Here is an 18,448-nt window from a genome sequence, read left to right on the forward strand (position 1 = left end):
CCAAGACCGCCCGGATCAATCGGAGGATGAAAAATGAGTGTGACAACAGAAGTTGCGGGCCGGTCCCGTGCAGAAGTGGAAAAAGTTGTCGACCTAAGGGGAATGTGGATCGGGCTCGCCGTTCTGAACGGGTTCTATCTGATCGTGCGCATATACGAGCAGATTTACGGCTGGCGGGCTGGCCTCGATTCATTCGCGCCGGAGTTCCAGACCTATTGGATGAGCATTCTGTGGACGGAAATTCCGCTGGAGCTCATCTCAGGCATCGGCCTCGCCGGCTGGCTCTGGAAGACGCGCGTGCGTGACATGTCGACCGTGACGCCGCGTCAGGAGATGAAGGCCATCGCCGACAATGCAGCCTGGCTCGTCGTCTATGCGGCGGCGATCTATTGGGGCGCGTCTTTCTTCACCGAGCAGGACGGCACGTGGCACATGACGGTGATTCGCGACACGGACTTCACCCCGTCGCACATCATCGAGTTCTACATGAGCTATCCGATCTACTCGATCATGGCGATCGGCTGCTTCTTCCATGCGAAGACGCGAATCCCCTACTTCTCGAAGGGCTATTCGATTGCCTATCTGATCGTCTCGATCGGACCCTTCATGATCATTCCGAACGTTGGCCTGAATGAGTGGGGCCACACGTTCTGGTTTATGGAAGAGCTGTTCGTTGCGCCGCTGCATTGGGGCTTCGTGTTCTTCGGCTGGATGGCGCTCGGCGTGTTCGGGGTCGTGATCCAACTCCTGCTGAACATCCATCGTGTCATCGGCAAGGAAGGCGTCGAACTGCTGACCGGCGCGTAAGGCTCAAGATTCTCGCGCCGCGGCCGCGTTTGGACCTCCTGACGAACGACGGCGCGGCGCGGGAGGGAATGCGAAAAACTCCCAGAATCGAGCTCATTTCGTCGCCTCTCGCCGCCTTCTGCGGCGGGAGGCGATGGACGTCAGACCAAAAATTGCGGCATTCTCGAATCTAGAGACGCGGTGCCGGAAGACGAGTGGAGGCATGCTCATGATGAGGCTCCTATTGATTCTCCTCGCGGCGATCGGCTTGATCGCCCGCGCGGACGCACAGGCGGTGCGCAGGGATTCCGCCAAGGCTTTCCAGAAAGTTCGCGAATGCGCGACCCAGATGGGGCCTAACATCATAACCTTCAGCTTCTATCAGCCGACGCAATCGCGAAGCCAGTTCTGCGAGGACATTCCTGAGACAGGACCGACGACCATCGTGGTCGACACGATGCAGGACGAATTGCGGGACATGATGGTGGAGATCCGCATCGTTGAGGCGGACCCGAAGGGGGACGACGAGGCTGCGCCGAACGAAGCCTACCTGCCGCCCGCGCAGTTCCAGACCGGCGTTATCCAGCTCGAACACGACTTCAGGAAGCAAGGCGACTATGTGGCGCTCGTGCGGGCGCGCAGCGAAGATGGGCGCAAGGAATACAACGCCCGTTTCCCCTTCTCGGTCGGGGAAGCGTTTCTACGCGATTGGACTGCGGTCGCCGTCGCTACCGTCGTAGCGCTCGCTCTGGGCGCGGGCTGGTACGCGCATGTCTTCGGCAAGCGATCGTCGAAAAAGACCAAGCTCCGCCACGCGTGATGGCGACCGTTTGCTCCCTTGGAGCGAACGGTCTTCGCGCTGGATCGTATCGCGAGCGCAACGAAGCAATCCACTTTTTAGTGCGACTCCTGGATTGCTTCGTCGCTTACGCTCCTCGCAATGACGGTCTTTGCATTCCAAAAACGGCGTGCATCTATGTCGACGCTGTGCCCGGCTCCTCGAAGGCCAAAGCCGCTCCCTGCCGCATGGGCGTCGCGCCGGCCGCCAGCACGTAGCCGAGGCGGTCGAGGCTGGCATGCCCTTCTTCTCGATCTCGGGCTCCGACCTCGTCGAAATGTTCGTCGGCGTCGGCGCGTCGTGTGTGCGCGTCATTGCCGCCGCCAAGGCCGGCGGACAAACTCGGCACGGTCGCCTATGCCGATACGCACCAGGAACATTTCCTCGGCTATTCGATCCGGCACCAGACGATCTCCAAAGCGACGTAGCAGACGATCGACGCCGAAGTGCGGCGGCTGGTGCAGGAAGCCTATGATGAGGCCAAGCGCATCTTGACCGAAAAACACAGGCAACTCGATACGCTCGCGAATGGGGTGCTCGAGTTCGAGATGCTGACGGGCGAGGAGATGAAGGTTCTACCCGAGGGCAGGCTACCGCTGCGGGAGTCCATGGAAGTCAGGTCACCAGATGATAGGCGGCCAATAGTCGATCCATCCGGTTATGACTCGAAACTGCTTCATTATTGCTCATATCGTAACTGCATTTTTCCCGAATCTCATCCTAGCAGGCTTAATGGCGTGGGATGTGCTACCGGCCGTTCATCAGTGAATCCGTGCCGGACATCCCAACGCCGGCCGGCGTCGTCGCCAAGACGGAAACGCCGCGCCGCGTCCTTTTCGAGCTCTCGCTGCAGAACCAACGGCCCGTGATCGGCGGGCGCGGCACTTCCGCCGAAGCGATCATCGAATTGGGGGGAGGAGTCAACGCGGCGGGGGCGATCGAGGGTGACAAGCCGATGGCGGACGAGGCCATCATCGCGGCGGCGCCTGACATGGTCGTGATGATGCGTCGCGACGGCACGGCCTCGGAGGAGAACCATGGAACTCAGAGGAGTTAGGCTCCGTTAGTACGCCCTTGGCGTCGGCACTCGACGGGATTCTATGTAGGCTACGTGCTCGCCACCATTGATGGACGACAATCGTCAGCACGCCGCTGCGCGTCTACTTTTGGTCAAGCTCCTGTTCCAATTTCTCCAATAGCGCTTGTAACTCGTCGGGCAGCGGTTCCCCGATGATCTCTGTGAGCTTAATCCGTAGCTCCTTGCCGATTTGCTGGAGACCGGCGAAGGGCAATTCCTGGAGTTCGCGAGCGAGCGGGTCGCTTCTTTGGTTGTTTTTTTCTGTCATCACGGCCCGCCCGAGGCCGCAACTTTTCTGCGGTGGCTTTGTTCCATGATTTCTTAACAGTCGGATTCGCGCCATGTTCGGCCCGGTCAAGGCCAGGTTGCTCGGGCCGGCGTCCAACCCAGGCGCGCGCAGTATGCTAAGCACGACGCCACTCCGTACCGAAGACAGCTTGCCGCCGGCGGCAGTCGTCTATGACCGCCTCGATCGGCAGCGCGTCGCGCAGCTCCGCCGAAAAAAATCCAGCGCGCACAAATTCGCCAAAAGGCTGCAATCCGCGTCGCGCCATAAGGTCGCGGAGAGAGCGGTAGGCTGCGGCCGCCACGGTATGGATCGCCAGTTCGTCTTCTTCCGCAAACCAAAAGCGGATCGCGGCGTCCAGTTTCTCCTGGCAGCGGCCGCGTTCGTCACGGGCATGCCCGCGCCGTCAGCGTCCAACTACATGCCCTTGCTCAACCAACGATACGCTATCCCCAAGTTGGATTTGCCAGACGCAACATCGCCTCGCCTAACCCTTGGCGGCGATCGCAGCGACGCAGACGGAGGCAAGTTTGTCCCTTCGGGTTAGGGCGCGCGTGTGGCGGTGAATGGCGCTGCGATAACCGTCGTCGCCCGCGCAACGCCATAAGGCGGCAGTTTCGCCAGAATGTCCGCGCCCGCCGGGTAAACAGCGACTTGACCGCCGGTTGTCAGAAGGCGAGAGGCAGCGTTACGCGTCGGTTAGCGCATGAATTTTGGTCACGCGTCTTGCGCGCGACTGGCGATTGCCTGGGCGTGTTTCTTTGCCGCTGCGCTCGCCGAAGGATGCGCCTACGCCGCTGAAGAGCCGACAAAGACTTGAGTCGGCGGGTTGCCTGACGATTCCGACGAAGGCGCCCGTCTGTAACGGGATAATGCCGCCCGGGGATTCCGGGATAATGGCGCCCCCCTTTTACGAGATGATCCCGCCCGGGCGCCGCGTTCGTTGACCGACGAGATTTGTCTCACCTCCGATTGTTTTTGGTCAAGTCGTTTTGGGTCCTTTGGCGCGGGCGCGGCGCAGGCTCTCGCCGACGAGTTCTACGCGATGCGCGTTGTGCACGAGGCGGTCCAAGATCGCGTCGGCGTAGGTGGGATCGCCGATGACCTCATGCCATGAGGTCACGGGAAGTTGGGATGTGACGATCGTCGATCGTCGCCCATAGCGCTCTTCGAGGATTTCCAGGAGATCGTGGCGGGCGCCGGCGTCGAGCGGCTCGAGGCCGAAGTCGTCGAGGATCAGGAGATCGGCGCGGCCGAGGGATTTGATAAGACGCGGTGGCGCCCATCGCCGCGCGCGAGTGCAAGGTCTTCGCAGAGCTTCGGCCAGCGATGATAGACGACCGAGCGATTGTCCCGGCAAGCCTTCTGGCCGATGGCGCAGGCGAGCCAGCTCTTGCCGACGCCGGACGGACCGACGAGGGCGAGATTGTCGTGGGCGTCGATCCATTGGCCCTCGGCTAGCTTCTGGAACAGGGCGCGGTCGAGCCCGCGCGCGGCGCGGTAGTCGACATCTTCGATGCTGGCCTGCTGGCGGAGTTTTGCGGCGCGCAGCCTGGCCGTCAGCCGCTTGTCGCGTCGAAGAGACGCTTCTCGATCAAGCAGCAGCGCGAGCCAGTCGTTGCGGTCGATCCCTTTCGCCTCATCTGTCTCTGCGAGTTCGGCGAAAGCCTTGGCCATTCCGTAAAGGCCGAGGGCGTGAAGCTGGTCGAGGGTGGGATGTTTAAGCAAGTCGCTGTCTCCTAATGATAGTAGCGCGGGCCGCGGATATTGGGGTGAAGGATCGGAGCCGCGTCCGCGGCGCGCTTTGCCGCCGGCTTCCGATCGAGCTTGTTGTCGAGGATGGATTTGACCGAGCCGTAGGTCTTCGCGCCGATCTCGATGGCGCGCTCCGCCGCGGCCTCGACGCGCTCGGACCCGTAGGGGCCGACAAGGCGGACGATGCCCAGACAAGCGCGATAGCCCTGTTCGGGATGAGGCCGCGCCTCCAGAATCTGCTCGCAGAGCGCCGCCGTCGCCGGGCCGATCTTGCGGGCGTCCTCGCGGATGCGTTCAACGGTCCAGCCGGCATAGCGCCGGTGGCTCGACGGCATGTGCTCGGGAATGGTCGTGTGCTTGCGGTTGCCGCTCATCCGCAGATGGACGGCGATGCGCTCGCTCTTGCAGAAAATCTCGACGCCGCGGACGGTCAGGCGCGCTTCGACCTCCGCCCGGGCGAAGCGATAAGGCACGGAGTAATAATGCGCGTCGATCTCGACGTGATAGTCGATGCCGACGCGGCGCAAGCGCCATTCGCAATATTCGTAAGGCTCGACTGGAAGCGCCTTCAATGCCGGGCGGTCGATCTCGTCGAACAATTGGCGACGGGTGACACCGAGCCGGCGGATGGGGCGCTCCTCGTTGAGAGTTTTCAGCATCCCGTCGATGGCGGCGTTGACCTCCGCGAGGCTGTAGAAGGTTTTGCGACGCAGCCTGCCGAGCAGCCAGCGTTCGACGATCAGCACCGCCGATTCCACCTTCGCCTTGGAGAATGCCGCCAACTGCGGATCGTGTGGGAACGATCCATGACAAGGTGCATGTCATCCACCCGTTCCATCCGCTGAGCGGGCAAGAGATCAACGCGGTCTGCCGACGCTCTCACTGGGGTGAGGATCGCGTCGTCTACTTGGGCAAAGACAATCGGCTTTGCTTCATCTCCGCCGCATGGACAGATATCGACCCGGGGGATGAGTTCCGGCGGATTGCTGATGGCCGGGCGTCGTTTCGCAGCTGCGATTTATTGGCGCTGCATTGCTTGCTCGACGAACTTACGGCGCGTCTGGAGGCTGGCGATGTGTAAAGCCAATTTCGCCTATGATGTAAAGGTAATGACGCCGCATAACCCTTCGGTTTGTCCTTGGCTTGCTGAGAAAAGCTCGACTATCTGCTCGCATCCTTACCAAGAGTGCCGGCAAAGAGAGGTTGACAGCCAGGAATATGCGGCGTATTTATGTTTACATATATCCGGGGCCGCGCATGGCGAAGGCAAAACGACAAGACCCGAAAAGGGAAGCACTCGCGCAGGATGGCGCGCTCAATCCTCACCCAGAAGCCGTCCGCGACGCTCTGTTCGCCGGCAATCCATTCTTCGACCCGAACGACTTGCTCCAGGTCCGTTACGAGATGGTAAGGCGCCACAAGGTGGATGGCCTCAGCATCAGCGACGTCGCCGAGAACTTTGGGGTCTCACGACCGACCTTCTACAAATCCCGGAACGCGCTCGAAATTGCCGGGCTTTCGGGTCTGCTGCCCAGGCAGCGCGGGCCAAAGGGTGGACACAAAATCTCTGCCGAAGTCCTTGCCTTCATCGTCGAACTCAAGGCCGGCAGGCCCGAAGTGACGGCGCAGCAATGTCTCGACGCGATCGAAACACGTTTCGGCTTCAAGCCGCACCGGCGCAGCCTGGAACGCGCGCTCGCGGGCAAAAAAAAACGCCTCAATCCAGCAATCTGACGCCCCCTCCGGCAGACGCGGCCATCGCATACGAAGAACTGCGCGCAGCCGTCTTGTCCGCCCAGCAAAGCAGCTGTTTCGGCCTCGGCGTCATTCGCCGCCGTGGTCTCGCGGCATGGATCAGAGATCTTGGATCGGAGCCTTTGGCCAAGCCTCCCGGCTTCTATCACCGTCCGCCAGATCACGGGATTGCGCAGGTTCCAACGCCCGCATCGGACGAACTCACCCGCCTCATCGCCGGAATCGTCATTACTCTCACTGCGGAGACCGCTCATGCCTGACCTCAAGGTTGCCGCCAGCCATCTCGATCGCGACGCCTATCTTTACATCCGTCAGTCGACGCTGCGGCAGGTCGCCGAGAATGGCGAGAGCACGCTGCGCCAATATGCGTTGCGCGATCGCGCCGTCGCCGCGGGTTGGCCAATCGAGCGCATTCGCGTCATCGATTGTGATCTCGGGAAGTCCGGATCGAGCGCGGCGGCGCGCGACGGCTTTCAGAAACTCGTCAGCGAAGTGGCGCTCGGCAAGGCCGGCATCGTCATGGGACTGGAGGTCTCGCGGCTGGCCCGCAACTCAGCAGATTGGCATCGCCTCATCGAGCTGTGCGCGCTGGCGGGCACGCTCATTCTCGACGAAGATGGGGTGTACGATCCGGCGAGCTTCAATGATCGCCTCTTGCTCGGATTAAAGGGAACGATGAGCGAGGCGGAGTTGCACATACTCAAGGCGCGCATGCGCGGCGGGCAACTCAATAAGGCGCGCAGAGGCGAACTCGAAATGGGACCTCCCGTCGGCTTGGTCTATCGGAACGACGGAACAATCGGCCTTGATCCAGACGTGCAGGTGCAGAACGCCATCCGTCTGGTCTTCGATACCTTCGACCGAACCGGCAGCGCGGTCAAAACGGTCCGGTTCTTCAGAGAACAAGGCTTGCTTTTTCCCCGACGGCTGCGAACCGGTCAAGACAAAGGGGAACTCCTATGGGCGCTCCCGCAGCATGCGCGCATCCTGCAAGTCCTCCACAATCCGCGTTATGCCGGCGCGTTCGTCTATGGTCGCACGCGCACGCGTCACCTTCCCGACGGTGGTATCGTCGTAATCAAAGTGCCTCGGGCCGAATGGCAGTTCGTCGTGCCGGGAATGCACCCTGGCTATATCGACTGGGACTGCTTCGAAGCCAACCAACGGCGCCTGACAGATAATGCTCGGGCCTTCGGCGTGGAGCGGCGTTCGGGACCTGTCCGAGAGGGCCCGGCGCTGTTGCAGGGTCGCGTGCTGTGCGGTTTATGCGGCGAACGCATGGGCGTCCACTACAACCAAGAACATGGCCATACCGTCCCGGTCTATATTTGTCAGGAAACTCATATTCGCCGCGCTGGAAAAGTTTGCCAGACGGTTCCCGGCAAAGTTGTCGACGCGGCCATCGGCGCCCTGCTGCTGGAATTGATGACGCCGATGAACTTGGAAATCGTCATGGCGGTTCAGCGCGAACTCGAAGCGCGCTCCGCCGAGACCGACGCCCTGCGGCGTCAACATGTCGAGCGGACACGCTACGAGGCAGAACTCGCGCGGCGCCGCTACATGAAAGTCGACCCCGACAATCGTCTCGTCGCCGATGCGCTCGAGGCGGAATGGAATGAAAAACTGAAGCTTCACACCGAAGTCGCCGCGGACTACGAAAAGCGGAGCAAGGAACGGGCGGCTATCCTGGATCAGGAAGCGCGCCGCCGCATTCTCGATCTTGCCGCGCGTTTCCCACAAATCTGGCAAGACCCTCGCGTTCCCGCAGCTGAGCGCAAGCGCGTTCTGCGTCTGCTTGTCGATGACGTCACCTTGATCAAGGCCGAACAGATTACCGCGCGGGTGCGGTTGACGGGCGGCGCAACTCGCACTCTCGTCCTCGATCGGCCATTGCCCATCGCTCAGATTCGCAAGTTCAAACCCGAACTCGTCGCCGAGGTCGATGATCTTCTCGACCAGCATTGCGACCGCGAGATTGCGGAGATTCTCAACAGTCGTGGTCGGCGAACATGGGAGGGCAAACCCTTCAACCTGAAGAAGATTGCATTCATTCGCGGGGCCTACAATCTGCTCAGCCGCTATGAGAGATTGCGTCGCCGCGGAATGCTCACGACCAGTGAGATTGCACAACGGTTCGGCGTCTCGGAGACCGCCGTCCACCAATGGGGGCGTGAGGGCCTCCTAAAGAGATGCTACAAAGACACACTGAACCGCGGCCTCTGGGAAGTCCCGCCGGGCCAGACGATCCTCAAAGGCTGCGGCGGACGCGACGCCCGCCCAGCCCGCCTCGCGTCAATCACAACGCCATCAACCGAACAAGGTGCAGTATGAAGCAATTGCCTTGTCGCGCGGTTTTCTGGGCCGGGCCGGCAAAAGCGCGGCGCCGTAATGCGCCGCCATGTCGGCGTAGGTGCGGTTGACCTGTGGATCGTAGAAGCAGGCTTTGACGATGGCGGTCTTGGCGTTGTCCGGCACGATGAGCTGCGGAACGCCGCCGATCGCCTCAAGCGCGCCGACATGGGCGTCGATCCAGTCAGGAAGCGTCTGCGTCCAGCTCGCTCTCGCGAATGTGAGGCTCGACGCGCCCAGCACCGCGACGAATATCTGCCCCATGCGCACTTCGCCGGTGAGCCTGTCGACGACGACGGGAACGCCGTCGCCGGCGTAATCGACGAACAGGCGCTCGCCGGCGGCGTGGGTCTGCCGCATGGTCACCGACAGCGTTTTCTCGAAGGCGCGATACAGCTCGCAAAAGCGCGAATAGCGATAGCCGCCGGGGTTCTCGGCGATGTATTCGTCCCACAGGATCGTCAGGGTGACGTGCTTGCGCTTCAGCTCGCGATGCACGTTTGCCCAGTCCGGCTCTTCGACGCGCCGGTGACCGCGCTTGCTGCGCCGGTTGGCGTAAAGCGCCGCCTCCAGCGCGTCGTCGTTCATTCCCTCCGGCAGCGGCCAGGAGAGCCCGGCGCCCTCCGCGCGTTCGAGCGCTTCCCGAACCGTCGAACGCGGCATGCCGAGACGCCGGGAAATCTCGTGCGCTGAAACCGACGCGGTCTTCAGCCGAATAATCTCGCGCGCCTGGCGCATCGTAATCCGCTCCGCTGGCATGAATCGCTCCCCCTTGGATTGCCAAAGGAGCGACTTGATCAGGCCAACGGCGGCGGTGAGCCACTGCACGAAATCACCCGGGCGGGATCATTCCGTTGCAGGGGGCGGGATCATCTCGGAATCGGGGGGCGCCATCATTCCGTAACGGGTGGGCGCCTTCATCTCGTTTTAGGGGGCGCCATCAAGCGGAATCAGCAACGCTGCAACTCCGGGAGCCAAACCACGCCTATCCGAACACGTGCGAGCGCATCAAGCTCCGGGACAGACGGCAAGGGGGCAGCTCGCGGAAACTAGAGGAGCCGCTATGAGAGACGAATGACGACCCGCGCCCACATGTTCGCTGGGTGGGCGGGGGCGTTATTGGTGGTCTTGCTATGCAGGTCTTGGCGGCCCTTAGAACACAATCGCTGCGGTTGTCGTGAAGCTCGTTGGCGGAGCTGCTTAGGGTTTTTGTTCTAGTCGGGGCTGAGCCGGCGAGCCGGCGCAGGGTCTTTCGAGCCTGCGCCGATACATCAGGCGAGAATGACTGGCTATCGATGCCTACGGCTCATCCAGTCGGCGCGTGCACGGCCGGCACTCGCTTAAACTCGCGCGTTCAGCGTCACATAGGCCGAGCGCGGGGTGCCTGGCGTGTTGTTGTTGTTATGCTCGAAGACATAGTACGTAAGCGCTTAGCCGATCCCCTTCTGCCGAAAATGTTCTGATCATGCGAAGAAGCCCCTGCTTTCGAGGGTGGCTGTAATGACCAGAGACGTCAAAATGGACGCCCAAATGGGCGTCTCGAAAGAAGGCTACGCGGGACGGATTGAGGTGGTTGCCGGCCCCACGGGCCGTCGGCGACGCTCTGAGGCGGAGAAAGCTCGGATCGCCGCCGAGAGTCTGACGCCGAACGCCATCGTGGCCGATATCGCTCGCCGATACGGAGCGACGCGCTGGCAGATCTACGATTCATAGTACCGCGCGCCAGCCAGATTCTCGACGTTGAGCTATCCCGAGACATTCTCGCTCAACCTGATGAACAAGGCGCCGTCCACGCGCGCGTAAACGGGCACCACGACGAAATTGTCGATCGCCGGATAGAACTTGGAATTGTACCACGCCGGCGCCGACGCCCAGAACGCCAGGGCCCGCCGAAGCCGCTCACGTCGTTCACGTCCTGGTAGCCGGCGAGCCGACCTAACCCAGACCGCCGTAAATTGCCAACCAAGAGCATGCTCTTGCCGGTGCAGGCGCCGGCAAGAGTCTCGCCCGCCATGCCGCTCAGGCCAAGCGCGTCGTCGAGTTCTCGATAAGGCGACCACGCCAACATCAGAGGTCACGACCGAACCCCGAATTGCATCTTTTAGACGGCGGTCAAAATCGAGCCTGAGAGCCTCTCCATCCGATTCACCCGCCGCGTTCGTCATCGCCGCCTCACTCAACGAGCCTAACCTTCTAAAAATTGCTATAAATGACGAATTGTACAGTGAAATCAGAGTTCATCCGGCGAGTGCGGGCCAAAATGTTTGCTCTCATAACGCGGGCGAGAGTTCCGCCAATGACAGATGCTGTGAGTGTGGCAAAGTGGTGAGAGAACAGCCGGCGCTGTGGGAGTGGTGACTGCCCCCGCACCGAATAGTCCTATAGCCCTCTGCTTAGGTCGTATATGGCGGCATCTCAATTTTTCGCTCGGGGTCCAACCTGGCTTGCTTCAGTCGCAGGGAATTGACGACGACGCTTACAGATGACAGCGTCATCGCTGCGGCGGCGATCGTTGGTGATAAGAGTAGCCCGAAGATCGGATAGAGCGCGCCAGCGGCAATGGGCACGCCCGCGGCATTATAAATGAACGCAAAGAACAGATTCTCGCGGATGTTGCGCATCGTCGTCTTGGAGAGGCGTCGACCACGCACGATGCCCCCGAGATCGCCCTTCAGCAAAGTCACCCCCGCGCTTTCGATCGCGACATCGGTTCCGGTTCCCATGGCGATTCCGACATCGGCAGCGGCCAGTGCAGGGGCATCATTCACGCCGTCTCCCGCCATGGCGACGATTCGACCCGCCTCGCGCAAGCTGGTCACGACTTTGCTCTTGTCCTCAGGGAGGATCTCAGCTTCGATCTCGCCGATTCCCAAGCGTTTGGCGACGGCCCGCGCCGTTGTCCAGTTATCGCCGGTTAGCATCACGACATCGACGCCATCTTCGCGCAGCGATTTCAGCGCGGCGTCCGTCGTCGCTTTGATTGGGTCAGCGATGCCGATGACGCCGGAAATTCTTCCGTCTATGGCGACAAAGATAGCAGTCGCGCCGTCTTCCCGCAGGCGTTCAGCGTCGCTATCGAGCGGCGTCGCATCGACGCCGAGCTCCACAAGGTATCGACGATTGCCGATCGCGACCACATTGCCTTCGACCCGACCGATGACGCCCTTGCCCACGGGGGAATCGAAATCCGTCGCACCTTTGAGCGCGAGCCCGCGCTCGGCTGCGGCCTGAACGATTGCGAACGCCAGGGGATGCTCGCTGGCGCGTTCAAGACTCGCCGCCGTCGCCAACAGATCTTCCTCGGAGATCCCGGTGACGGCGAGGATGGCCGTGACGCGCGGCTTGCCTTCGGTGAGCGTCCCGGTCTTGTCCACCACCAGCGTGTCTATTTTTTCCAAGCGCTCCAGCGCCTCGGCGCTTTTTATCAGCACGCCCGACTGCGCGCCGCGTCCCACGCCGACCATGATCGACATCGGCGTCGCAAGACCGAGCGCGCAAGGGCAAGCGATGATGAGAACGGAGACCGCTGCAACAAGGCCATACGTCATGCGTGGTTCCGGTCCCCAGATTGCCCAGGCAAGAAATGCAATAACGGCGATGAGAATGACGGCGGGCACGAACCATCCCGCCACTTGATCGGCGAGGCGCTGTATTGGCGCGCGGCTTCTCTGCGCGGATGCGACCATCTCGACAATCCTTGAGAGCACGGTGTCGCGGCCAACCTTCTCCGCGCGCATCACAAAGCCGCCAGTCTGATTAAGCGTGCCGCCGATGACTCTGTCGCCTGCAATCTTCGTCACCGGCATGGATTCGCCGGTGACCATGGACTCATCGACCGAACTGCGGCCCTCGACGAGTTCGCCGTCCACAGGAACCTTTTCTCCTGGACGGACGCGCAGGCGCTCGCCGACCTTCACAAGATCCAGCACAATCTCTTCGTCGGATCCGTCAGCGTTAATCCGAGTCGCCATTTTTGGCGCGAGATCGAGGAGCGCGCGTATGGCGCCGCCGGTCTGTTCCCGCGCGCGCAATTCAAGAACTTGTCCAAGCAGAACAAGGACGGTGATAACCGCCGCCGCCTCGAAATAGATCGGGACAGAGCCATCGAGGTTGCGGAATGCCGGCGGGAAGAGCGACGGCGCCAATGTTGCGATGACGCTGTAAATCCAGGCGATGCCCGTTCCCATGGCGATGAGCGTGAACATATTCAGATTACGTGTCACGAGCGATTGCGCGCCTCGAACCAAAAACGGCCAGCCAGCCCAAATCACGACCGGCGTCGCCAAAATAAGCTGAAGCCAGTTCGACGCCTGCGGCGCTAGCAAGTGATGGAGATTGAATAAATGTCCGCCCATCTCCAAGACGAGCACCGGCGCCGCCAACGCCAGCCCGATCCAGAACCGCCTTGTCATATCTACGAGTTCGGCGTTCGGTTCGGCTTCATTTGAAGCGACCAGGGGCTCGAGCGTCATGCCGCAGATCGGACAATTGCCGGGGCCGATCTGGCGAATCTGCGGATGCATCGGGCAGGTGTAGATGATGTTCGACGCGTGCGGATCGCCGTGAGCCGCATCTTCGGTCGCAGCGTCGTCGCGGGCCGATCTCGATTCCTCATGCGAGGCGTGATCATGCCGATGCTCGTGGCCCACGCGGGTCATCCTTCTTTTGCGCCATCAGAACGGCATCCTAATCGATCTCGGCGTCCCTTGCGCATCGTCGACCGTCGTCGCCCGCTCGGCAATACGGCCGCCGCGCCCCCAAAAACGGCGGTTCCTTCGGTCACGGCAACGCCTCCGTCGACCGCGGCGCTGAGCTCAAGATGGCAGGCGCGACCAGCGCGAATAAGCGCGCCTTTTCGATGAGGCGCTAAAAAAGGACTGCCGACTGGCGCGATCCGAGAGTCCCGCCGCCCGCGCCGCGGAAACGCAAATCGACGGCGAGCAACAAATCGACGCGCACGCAGCCCTGTTGGCGCGCAATTTTGGCGCGTAGCTCAACAGTAAATTGGAACGCCGCGACAGTTCTGCCAGCGCATACGCGTCTTGCGCCGCGCGCGCGTAACCATGCGCGACGCTCGAAGGCCAATCCGGAACGCTCGGGCGCGGCCGGCGTCCAGTCGCATTACGCATTGACGGATGCGCGATCGTCGTCGCCAAAAGAGGAAGCGGCGCCTCCCACGCGAGGCACCGCGCCAACACAAGCGGAAATTCCGTAGTTTGCGACCGGATCTAAACTCCCACAAGGCGGGGCCTGACCGAGTTCACGCCGCCTCGGTGACTGCTCTCACTTCAAGGTGCACGCCAGTTCGGTTTTGCAGCGCATTGATGACCGCAAACAGATTCGTCACTGTCGGATTTCCGTTGGGCCCGAACATGCGCATCAGACTTTTCGGCGGCGTCTGCGTGATTTCCGCCAGGGCCTCGAATCCGATCGTCGCGTTGATATAGTCGCGCAAGATCGATCGGCCGGCGCCGATCTCTCCCGCGAGGAGAAGTTGCACGGCCTCCTGAAACAGAGCCTGCCGAAACGCCGCGTCATTCGTCGCCCGCGCTTGCACAGTCTCCTTGAAACTCCGGGTCAGCGCCATCACGTCACCCTCACCTATTTTTTTGCCTTCGCCTTACGCGCTTTGTAGTTTCGCCAATGCGCCAAAGCATCGGCGATGTCGTCGCTCTGACGGCGCTTCGTGCCGCCTCCCAGCAAAATCACCAGCGCCTTGCCATCCCTTCCAAAATAGACCCGATAGCCGGGACCGCGATTGATTTTTAGTTCGGACGCGCCCTCGCCGATTGGTTCGACTTTCGAGGCGTTTCCATCAGCCAGCCGCGCCAAACCAACAGTGATGATCGCTGCGGCCTGGGGATCGAGGGCGTTGAACCACTCCGCGAAGGGGCTCGCGCCTTTCTCGGTAAGGTATTCTTCAATCTCTATGAGAGGTATCATATACGTTACCAAATTGGAAGCGGAGCGATGGAATGTCGAGGCGCGCCACCGCCACCATTGCTCAGCCCTCGCCGTCGGCAATTTTAGCTCTGAGATTTTAGCTCTGAGGATGCGTATCCTGTTGCCCCTCGACGGACTCAGAGAACGGCGGCAACTGGCCATAGGTGGCGGCGGCGGTCAGCGCCTGCGCGGCGATGTCGCCCGACCGGGTCAAAGATCGGCGGGCGACGCCTTCCCTTCCGCGGCCATTGGGCCAAGCTCGATGATTTTGACCAGCGCATCGGAAAGGATGGCGAGCTGGGTCATCGTATCGGTCATGGCGTCCGCGCTCCTTCGATCCCCGACGATAATCGCCAATTTCACGGCAAGGAAATCCTCCGGCAAGATTGATCATCCCGCTTGCCGCCGTTCACGCGCGGCCTTTGGGCCTTGCCGCGCAGCAGCGCCATCAGCACAGGTCCGAGCGAAAACTCCCCTGCCCGCGCCTTAACGGACAGAACCCGCAAATAGCCGCCAGCGGATTTGATTTCTTCGCCCCTCTGCGAGATCGCGGCCCCTCTGCGATCGAAGCCCAAAGGCCGAAGCTTGACTGCCAGTCCTGCGCCTTCGTCACAAATCTTGACCTGCGAGGCGGGCGAACTAGCTGCCTGCTGGGCGGCGAGGCGGAAGCCTTTAAGAGGAACGATCCATCATGCACATGATCCCGAAGGAAATGCAGGCCTGCATCGACGCCTGCCTGAACTGCTATCAGATGTGCTTCGGCATGGCGATGACCCATTGCCTTGAGAAAGGCGGCGAGCATGTGAAGCCCAAACATTTCCAGGCGATGATCGCCTGCGCCGATATGTGCCGCAACAGCACGCAAATGATGCTGATGAATTCACCGCTGGCGAAACAGATGTGCGCGCTCTGCGCCGAGGCTTGCGAAGCCTGCGCCAAGGAGTGCGATCCGATTCCCGACATGAAGGAATGCGCCGACGAATGCCGTCGCTGCGCCGAGGAATGCCGCAGGATGTCCGGACGCAAGATGGCCGCATAAATCCGCGCGGAACAGCTTGCAATCAGCTTGGCGGCTATTTGCCGCCAAGCCCCAAAATATAGCTCGCCAGCGAGTCGATCTCTTCGCGGGCGAGAATGATGTTGGGCATGTTCTTGTGCGAAGAGCGCAGAAAAACTTTGAGCGACAGTTCCGTCGCCGAAGGCATCTTCGCCACATCGATAAATCGCGGCGCCTTGGGATCCGGGCTCTTGGCCTCTGCGTCGGGTCCAACGGCATGGCATGAGGCGCATTCGGCTTTGGCGATCCGCGCGCCGGTCGTCGGATCCGCGCTCGCGGCCATCGCCGGCGCCGCAATGAAGACCAAGCCTAAAGACAGCGCTATCCTCATTGCCTTACTCCTCGCCGTTGAGATCCTCGGGACGTGGCTGCAACATGATATTATAGCCGGCGTCGACAAGATGAACTTCGCCCGTCACGCCGCCCGACAGCTCCGACAGCAAATAAAGCGCCGAGCCGCCGATTTCATCAAGCGTGATCATCCGACGCAATGGACAATGCTTTTTTTGAAACGCGCCCATCGCCCGCGCGCCCGTGATGCCGGCGCCCGCCATGGTGCGCACCGGGCCGGGCGACAGCGCATTGACGCGAATGCCGCGATCGCCGAAATCGGCGGCAAGATAGCGCACCGATGAATCGAGCGCCGCCTTCGCGACGCCCATGACGTTGTAATTCGGCATGACATGCGTGCCGCCGCCGAAACTGACCGTCAGCAGCGATCCGCCGTTCTTCATCAGCGTGGCGGCGCGGCGCGCGGCTTCGGTGAAGGAAAAACAGGAAATGACAAGCGTGCGAATGAAATTCTCGCGCGAGGTGTCGGCGTAGAGTCCCTTCAATTCGCTTTTGTCGGAATAGGCGATGGAGTGGACGAGAAAATCCATATCGCCCCAGTCGTGTTCGAGACGCGCGAACACCTGATCCACCGTTGAAATATCCTCGGCGTCGCACGGCAGCACAAGGTTCGACCCGAGCTCCTGCGCGAGCGGCTTGACGCGCTTGCCGAGCGCCTCGCCCTGATAGGTGAATGCGAGCGTCGCGCCGTGGCGCGCAAGAACGCGCGCGACGCCATAGGCGATGGAATGATCATTGGCGACGCCCATGATGAGGCCGCGCTTACCCTGCATGAGACCGGTTGAAACTGTCATATGGCGATTGTCATCATAGGAGAGATCGAAAGTTTGGGCCTAAGCCCTATCGGAGACGCAGACAGCAAAGAAGAACGACGCTGTGGGCCGTATCGGCGATACCTCTAGCCACGAGCGCCGCTCGTTCGCAATCCATCCGCTGGAAGAATCGCCTTCTCCTAAACGCCGGCTGGATGTCTCGACGTCCATGGCCGGAACAAGCCCGGCCATGACTATCGCGAGGGATCGGCGTCAGGCGTCTGGATGCTTGAACACCAATGTCGCATTGGTGCCGCCGAAGCCGAATGAGTTGGACAGCACCGCGCCAAGCTTCACATTGTCGCGGCGCGCCCGCATGATGGGCATGTCGGCGAAATCGGGGTCGAGTTCCTCGATATTGGCGCTTTCGCAGATGAAGCCGTTCTGCATCATCAACAAGGAATAGATCGCCTCCTGCACGCCCGTCGCGCCGAGCGAATGGCCGGTCAGGGATTTGGTCGCGGCGATCGGCGGGCATTTGTCGCCGACGCCGAACACTTCGCGCAGCGCCTCGATTTCCTTGGCGTCGCCGACCGGGGTCGCCGTGGCGTGGGGGTTGATGTAGTCGATCGGGCACTTCACCGTCGCGAGCGCCTGCTGCATGCAGCGCACCGCGCCCTCGCCCGAGGGCGCCACCATGTCATGGCCGTCGGAGGTCGCCCCATAGCCGGCGACTTCGGCGTAGATCTTCGCGCCGCGCGCCTTGGCGTGTTCGAATTCTTCGAGCACCAGCACGCCGGCGCCGCCGGCGATGACGAATCCGTCGCGATTCTTGTCATAGGCGCGCGAGGCCGTCGCCGGCCGATCATTGTAGGAGGAGGACATGGCGCCCATCGCGTCGAAGAGGACCGACAGCTCCCACTCCAGCTCTTCGCAACCGCCCGCGAACATCATGTCCTGCTTGCCATACTGAATCAGTTCGTAGGCGTTGCCGATGCAGTGATTGGACGTGGCGCAGGCCGACGAGATCGAATAGTTGACGCCCTTGATCTTGAACCAGACCGCAAGCGTCGCCGAGGCGGTCGAAGACATGCATTTGGGCACGGCGAAGGGACCGACGCGCTTGGGTCCCTTGGTGCGGGTGATGTCGGCGGATTCGACAAGCGTGTGGGTCGAGGGGCCGCCGGACCCCATGATGATTCCGGTGCGCGCGTTGGAGATTTCCGCTTCGGTCAGGCCGGCGTCGGCGATCGCCTGATCCATGGCGACGTGGTTCCACGCCGTGCCCGTCGCATGGAAGCGCATGGCGCGGCGGTCGACGAGCGTCGAGGGGTCGAGCGACGGCATTCCGTACACCTGCGAACGGAAGCCGAGTTCGGCGTATTTCTCGGCGCGGGCGATGCCCGACTTCGCCTCGCGCAGCGAAGCGATCACTTCCTGGGTGGTGTTGCCGATCGACGACACAATCCCCATGCCGGTGACGACGACTCGTCTCATT

18 protein-coding genes and 6 pseudogenes are annotated in these 18,448 nt (G+C 61.6%); 11 read left to right on the forward strand and 13 right to left on the reverse strand.

The features are described from left to right. Positions 1 to 33: 33 nt before the first annotated feature. Both amoC and IYW40_RS10380 read left to right on the forward strand, forming a co-directional pair. A complete protein-coding gene (gene amoC / locus IYW40_RS10375) occupies positions 34 to 807 on the forward strand; it encodes a bacterial ammonia monooxygenase, subunit AmoC (protein WP_109026919.1) in 774 nt (257 codons plus the stop codon). A 208-nt stretch (positions 808 to 1,015) separates the two neighbouring features. Beyond that, positions 1,016 to 1,606 carry a hypothetical protein gene (locus IYW40_RS10380; RefSeq protein ID WP_245435102.1) on the forward strand — a complete coding sequence of 197 codons (591 nt, stop codon included), beginning with the start codon at positions 1,016 to 1,018 and terminating at the stop codon, positions 1,604 to 1,606. Positions 1,607 to 1,760: 154 nt separating this feature from the next. Here the strand turns inward: IYW40_RS10380 and IYW40_RS21805 are convergent, their stop codons facing one another. Continuing rightward, a complete protein-coding gene (locus tag IYW40_RS21805) occupies positions 1,761 to 1,973 on the reverse strand; it encodes a hypothetical protein (RefSeq protein ID WP_245435149.1) in 213 nt (70 codons plus the stop codon). A gap of 85 nt (positions 1,974 to 2,058) precedes the next feature. Between IYW40_RS21805 and IYW40_RS22105 the strand changes: the two are divergent. Together IYW40_RS22105 and IYW40_RS21815 are read left to right on the forward strand one after the other, a co-directional pair. Beyond that, positions 2,059 to 2,184: pseudogene (locus IYW40_RS22105) on the forward strand (hypothetical protein); the annotation flags it as partial. 182 nt (positions 2,185 to 2,366) lie between these two features. Next, complete coding sequence (locus IYW40_RS21815; protein WP_245435146.1) at positions 2,367 to 2,681, forward strand: hypothetical protein; 315 nt, start codon at positions 2,367 to 2,369, stop codon at positions 2,679 to 2,681. A gap of 103 nt (positions 2,682 to 2,784) precedes the next feature. On the opposite strand, the gene IYW40_RS10390 is transcribed toward IYW40_RS21815, so the two are convergent. Continuing rightward, positions 2,785 to 2,970 carry a hypothetical protein gene (locus IYW40_RS10390; RefSeq protein WP_109026916.1) on the reverse strand — a complete coding sequence of 62 codons (186 nt, stop codon included), beginning with the start codon at positions 2,968 to 2,970 and terminating at the stop codon, positions 2,785 to 2,787. A gap of 73 nt (positions 2,971 to 3,043) precedes the next feature. Here IYW40_RS10390 and IYW40_RS10395 point away from each other — a divergent pair, with 73 nt between their 5' ends. Next, positions 3,044 to 3,535: a hypothetical protein gene (locus IYW40_RS10395; protein ID WP_124740578.1), complete on the forward strand. Its 492-nt coding sequence runs from the start codon at positions 3,044 to 3,046 to the stop codon at positions 3,533 to 3,535. Between the two features lie 435 nt (positions 3,536 to 3,970). Here the strand turns inward: IYW40_RS10395 and istB are convergent. After that, a pseudogene (gene istB / locus IYW40_RS10400) lies at positions 3,971 to 4,716 on the reverse strand (IS21-like element helper ATPase IstB). Positions 4,717 to 4,727: 11 nt separating this feature from the next. Then, positions 4,728 to 5,510 (reverse strand): annotated as a pseudogene (locus IYW40_RS10405) (IS21 family transposase); the annotation flags it as partial. A 5-nt stretch (positions 5,511 to 5,515) separates the two neighbouring features. Between IYW40_RS10405 and IYW40_RS10410 the strand changes: the two are divergent. From IYW40_RS10410 to IYW40_RS10425, 4 genes are all read left to right on the forward strand, one after another. Continuing rightward, entirely contained in the window at positions 5,516 to 5,824 is a 309-nt protein-coding gene (locus tag IYW40_RS10410) for a DUF5372 family protein (protein ID WP_196399181.1), read from the forward strand. Between the two features lie 176 nt (positions 5,825 to 6,000). After that, the gene (locus tag IYW40_RS10415) at positions 6,001 to 6,477 is read left to right on the forward strand and encodes a helix-turn-helix domain-containing protein (protein ID WP_196399180.1); all 477 of its coding nucleotides are present in this window, start codon (positions 6,001 to 6,003) and stop codon (positions 6,475 to 6,477) included. Between the two features lie 143 nt (positions 6,478 to 6,620). Beyond that, positions 6,621 to 6,758, forward strand: coding sequence for a hypothetical protein (locus IYW40_RS10420; protein WP_196399179.1), 138 nt, complete (start codon positions 6,621 to 6,623; stop codon positions 6,756 to 6,758). Continuing rightward, the gene (locus IYW40_RS10425) at positions 6,751 to 8,829 is read left to right on the forward strand and encodes a recombinase family protein (RefSeq protein WP_196399178.1); all 2,079 of its coding nucleotides are present in this window, start codon (positions 6,751 to 6,753) and stop codon (positions 8,827 to 8,829) included. Before IYW40_RS10420 ends, IYW40_RS10425 begins: the two co-directional genes overlap by 8 nt. Before the next feature lie 6 nt (positions 8,830 to 8,835). On the opposite strand, the pseudogene istA reads toward IYW40_RS10425, so the two are convergent. Next, positions 8,836 to 9,585, reverse strand: a pseudogene (gene istA / locus IYW40_RS10430) (IS21 family transposase); the annotation flags it as partial. A 762-nt stretch (positions 9,586 to 10,347) separates the two neighbouring features. On the opposite strand from istA, the gene IYW40_RS10435 reads away from it, so the two are divergent. Further along, the gene (locus IYW40_RS10435; protein ID WP_109026914.1) at positions 10,348 to 10,560 is read left to right on the forward strand and encodes a transposase; all 213 of its coding nucleotides are present in this window, start codon (positions 10,348 to 10,350) and stop codon (positions 10,558 to 10,560) included. 190 nt (positions 10,561 to 10,750) lie between these two features. Here IYW40_RS10435 and IYW40_RS21820 read toward each other — a convergent pair. The 5 genes and pseudogenes from IYW40_RS21820 to repC all read right to left on the reverse strand — a co-directional run. Further along, positions 10,751 to 11,012: pseudogene (locus tag IYW40_RS21820) on the reverse strand (IS1380 family transposase); the annotation flags it as partial. A 228-nt stretch (positions 11,013 to 11,240) separates the two neighbouring features. After that, entirely contained in the window at positions 11,241 to 13,505 is a 2,265-nt protein-coding gene (locus IYW40_RS10440) for a copper-translocating P-type ATPase (RefSeq protein WP_196400547.1), read from the reverse strand. A 602-nt stretch (positions 13,506 to 14,107) separates the two neighbouring features. After that, positions 14,108 to 14,434 carry a transcriptional regulator gene (locus tag IYW40_RS10450; RefSeq protein WP_196400317.1) on the reverse strand — a complete coding sequence of 109 codons (327 nt, stop codon included), beginning with the start codon at positions 14,432 to 14,434 and terminating at the stop codon, positions 14,108 to 14,110. 14 nt (positions 14,435 to 14,448) lie between these two features. Beyond that, positions 14,449 to 14,778 (reverse strand): type II toxin-antitoxin system RelE/ParE family toxin, encoded by a 330-nt coding sequence (locus tag IYW40_RS10455; protein WP_196400345.1) that lies wholly within the window; start codon positions 14,776 to 14,778, stop codon positions 14,449 to 14,451. 371 nt (positions 14,779 to 15,149) lie between these two features. After that, positions 15,150 to 15,344, reverse strand: a pseudogene (gene repC, locus IYW40_RS10460) (replication initiation protein RepC); the annotation flags it as partial. A gap of 137 nt (positions 15,345 to 15,481) precedes the next feature. On the opposite strand from repC, the gene IYW40_RS10465 reads away from it, so the two are divergent. Then, the gene (locus tag IYW40_RS10465) at positions 15,482 to 15,829 is read left to right on the forward strand and encodes a four-helix bundle copper-binding protein (protein ID WP_196400316.1); all 348 of its coding nucleotides are present in this window, start codon (positions 15,482 to 15,484) and stop codon (positions 15,827 to 15,829) included. A gap of 34 nt (positions 15,830 to 15,863) precedes the next feature. Here the strand turns inward: IYW40_RS10465 and IYW40_RS10470 are convergent, their stop codons facing one another. From IYW40_RS10470 to fabB, 3 genes are all read right to left on the reverse strand, one after another. Then, positions 15,864 to 16,178 carry a cytochrome c gene (locus IYW40_RS10470; protein ID WP_196400315.1) on the reverse strand — a complete coding sequence of 105 codons (315 nt, stop codon included), beginning with the start codon at positions 16,176 to 16,178 and terminating at the stop codon, positions 15,864 to 15,866. A gap of 4 nt (positions 16,179 to 16,182) precedes the next feature. Further along, a complete protein-coding gene (fabI, locus tag IYW40_RS10475; protein WP_196400314.1) occupies positions 16,183 to 16,992 on the reverse strand; it encodes an enoyl-ACP reductase FabI in 810 nt (269 codons plus the stop codon). Between the two features lie 231 nt (positions 16,993 to 17,223). Continuing rightward, positions 17,224 to 18,447 carry a beta-ketoacyl-ACP synthase I gene (fabB, locus tag IYW40_RS10480; RefSeq protein ID WP_175095055.1) on the reverse strand — a complete coding sequence of 408 codons (1,224 nt, stop codon included), beginning with the start codon at positions 18,445 to 18,447 and terminating at the stop codon, positions 17,224 to 17,226. Position 18,448 lies beyond the last annotated feature (1 nt).

The sequence above is a fragment of the Methylocystis sp. H4A genome, assembly GCF_015709545.1.
Taxonomy (GTDB): domain Bacteria; phylum Pseudomonadota; class Alphaproteobacteria; order Rhizobiales; family Beijerinckiaceae; genus Methylocystis; species Methylocystis silviterrae.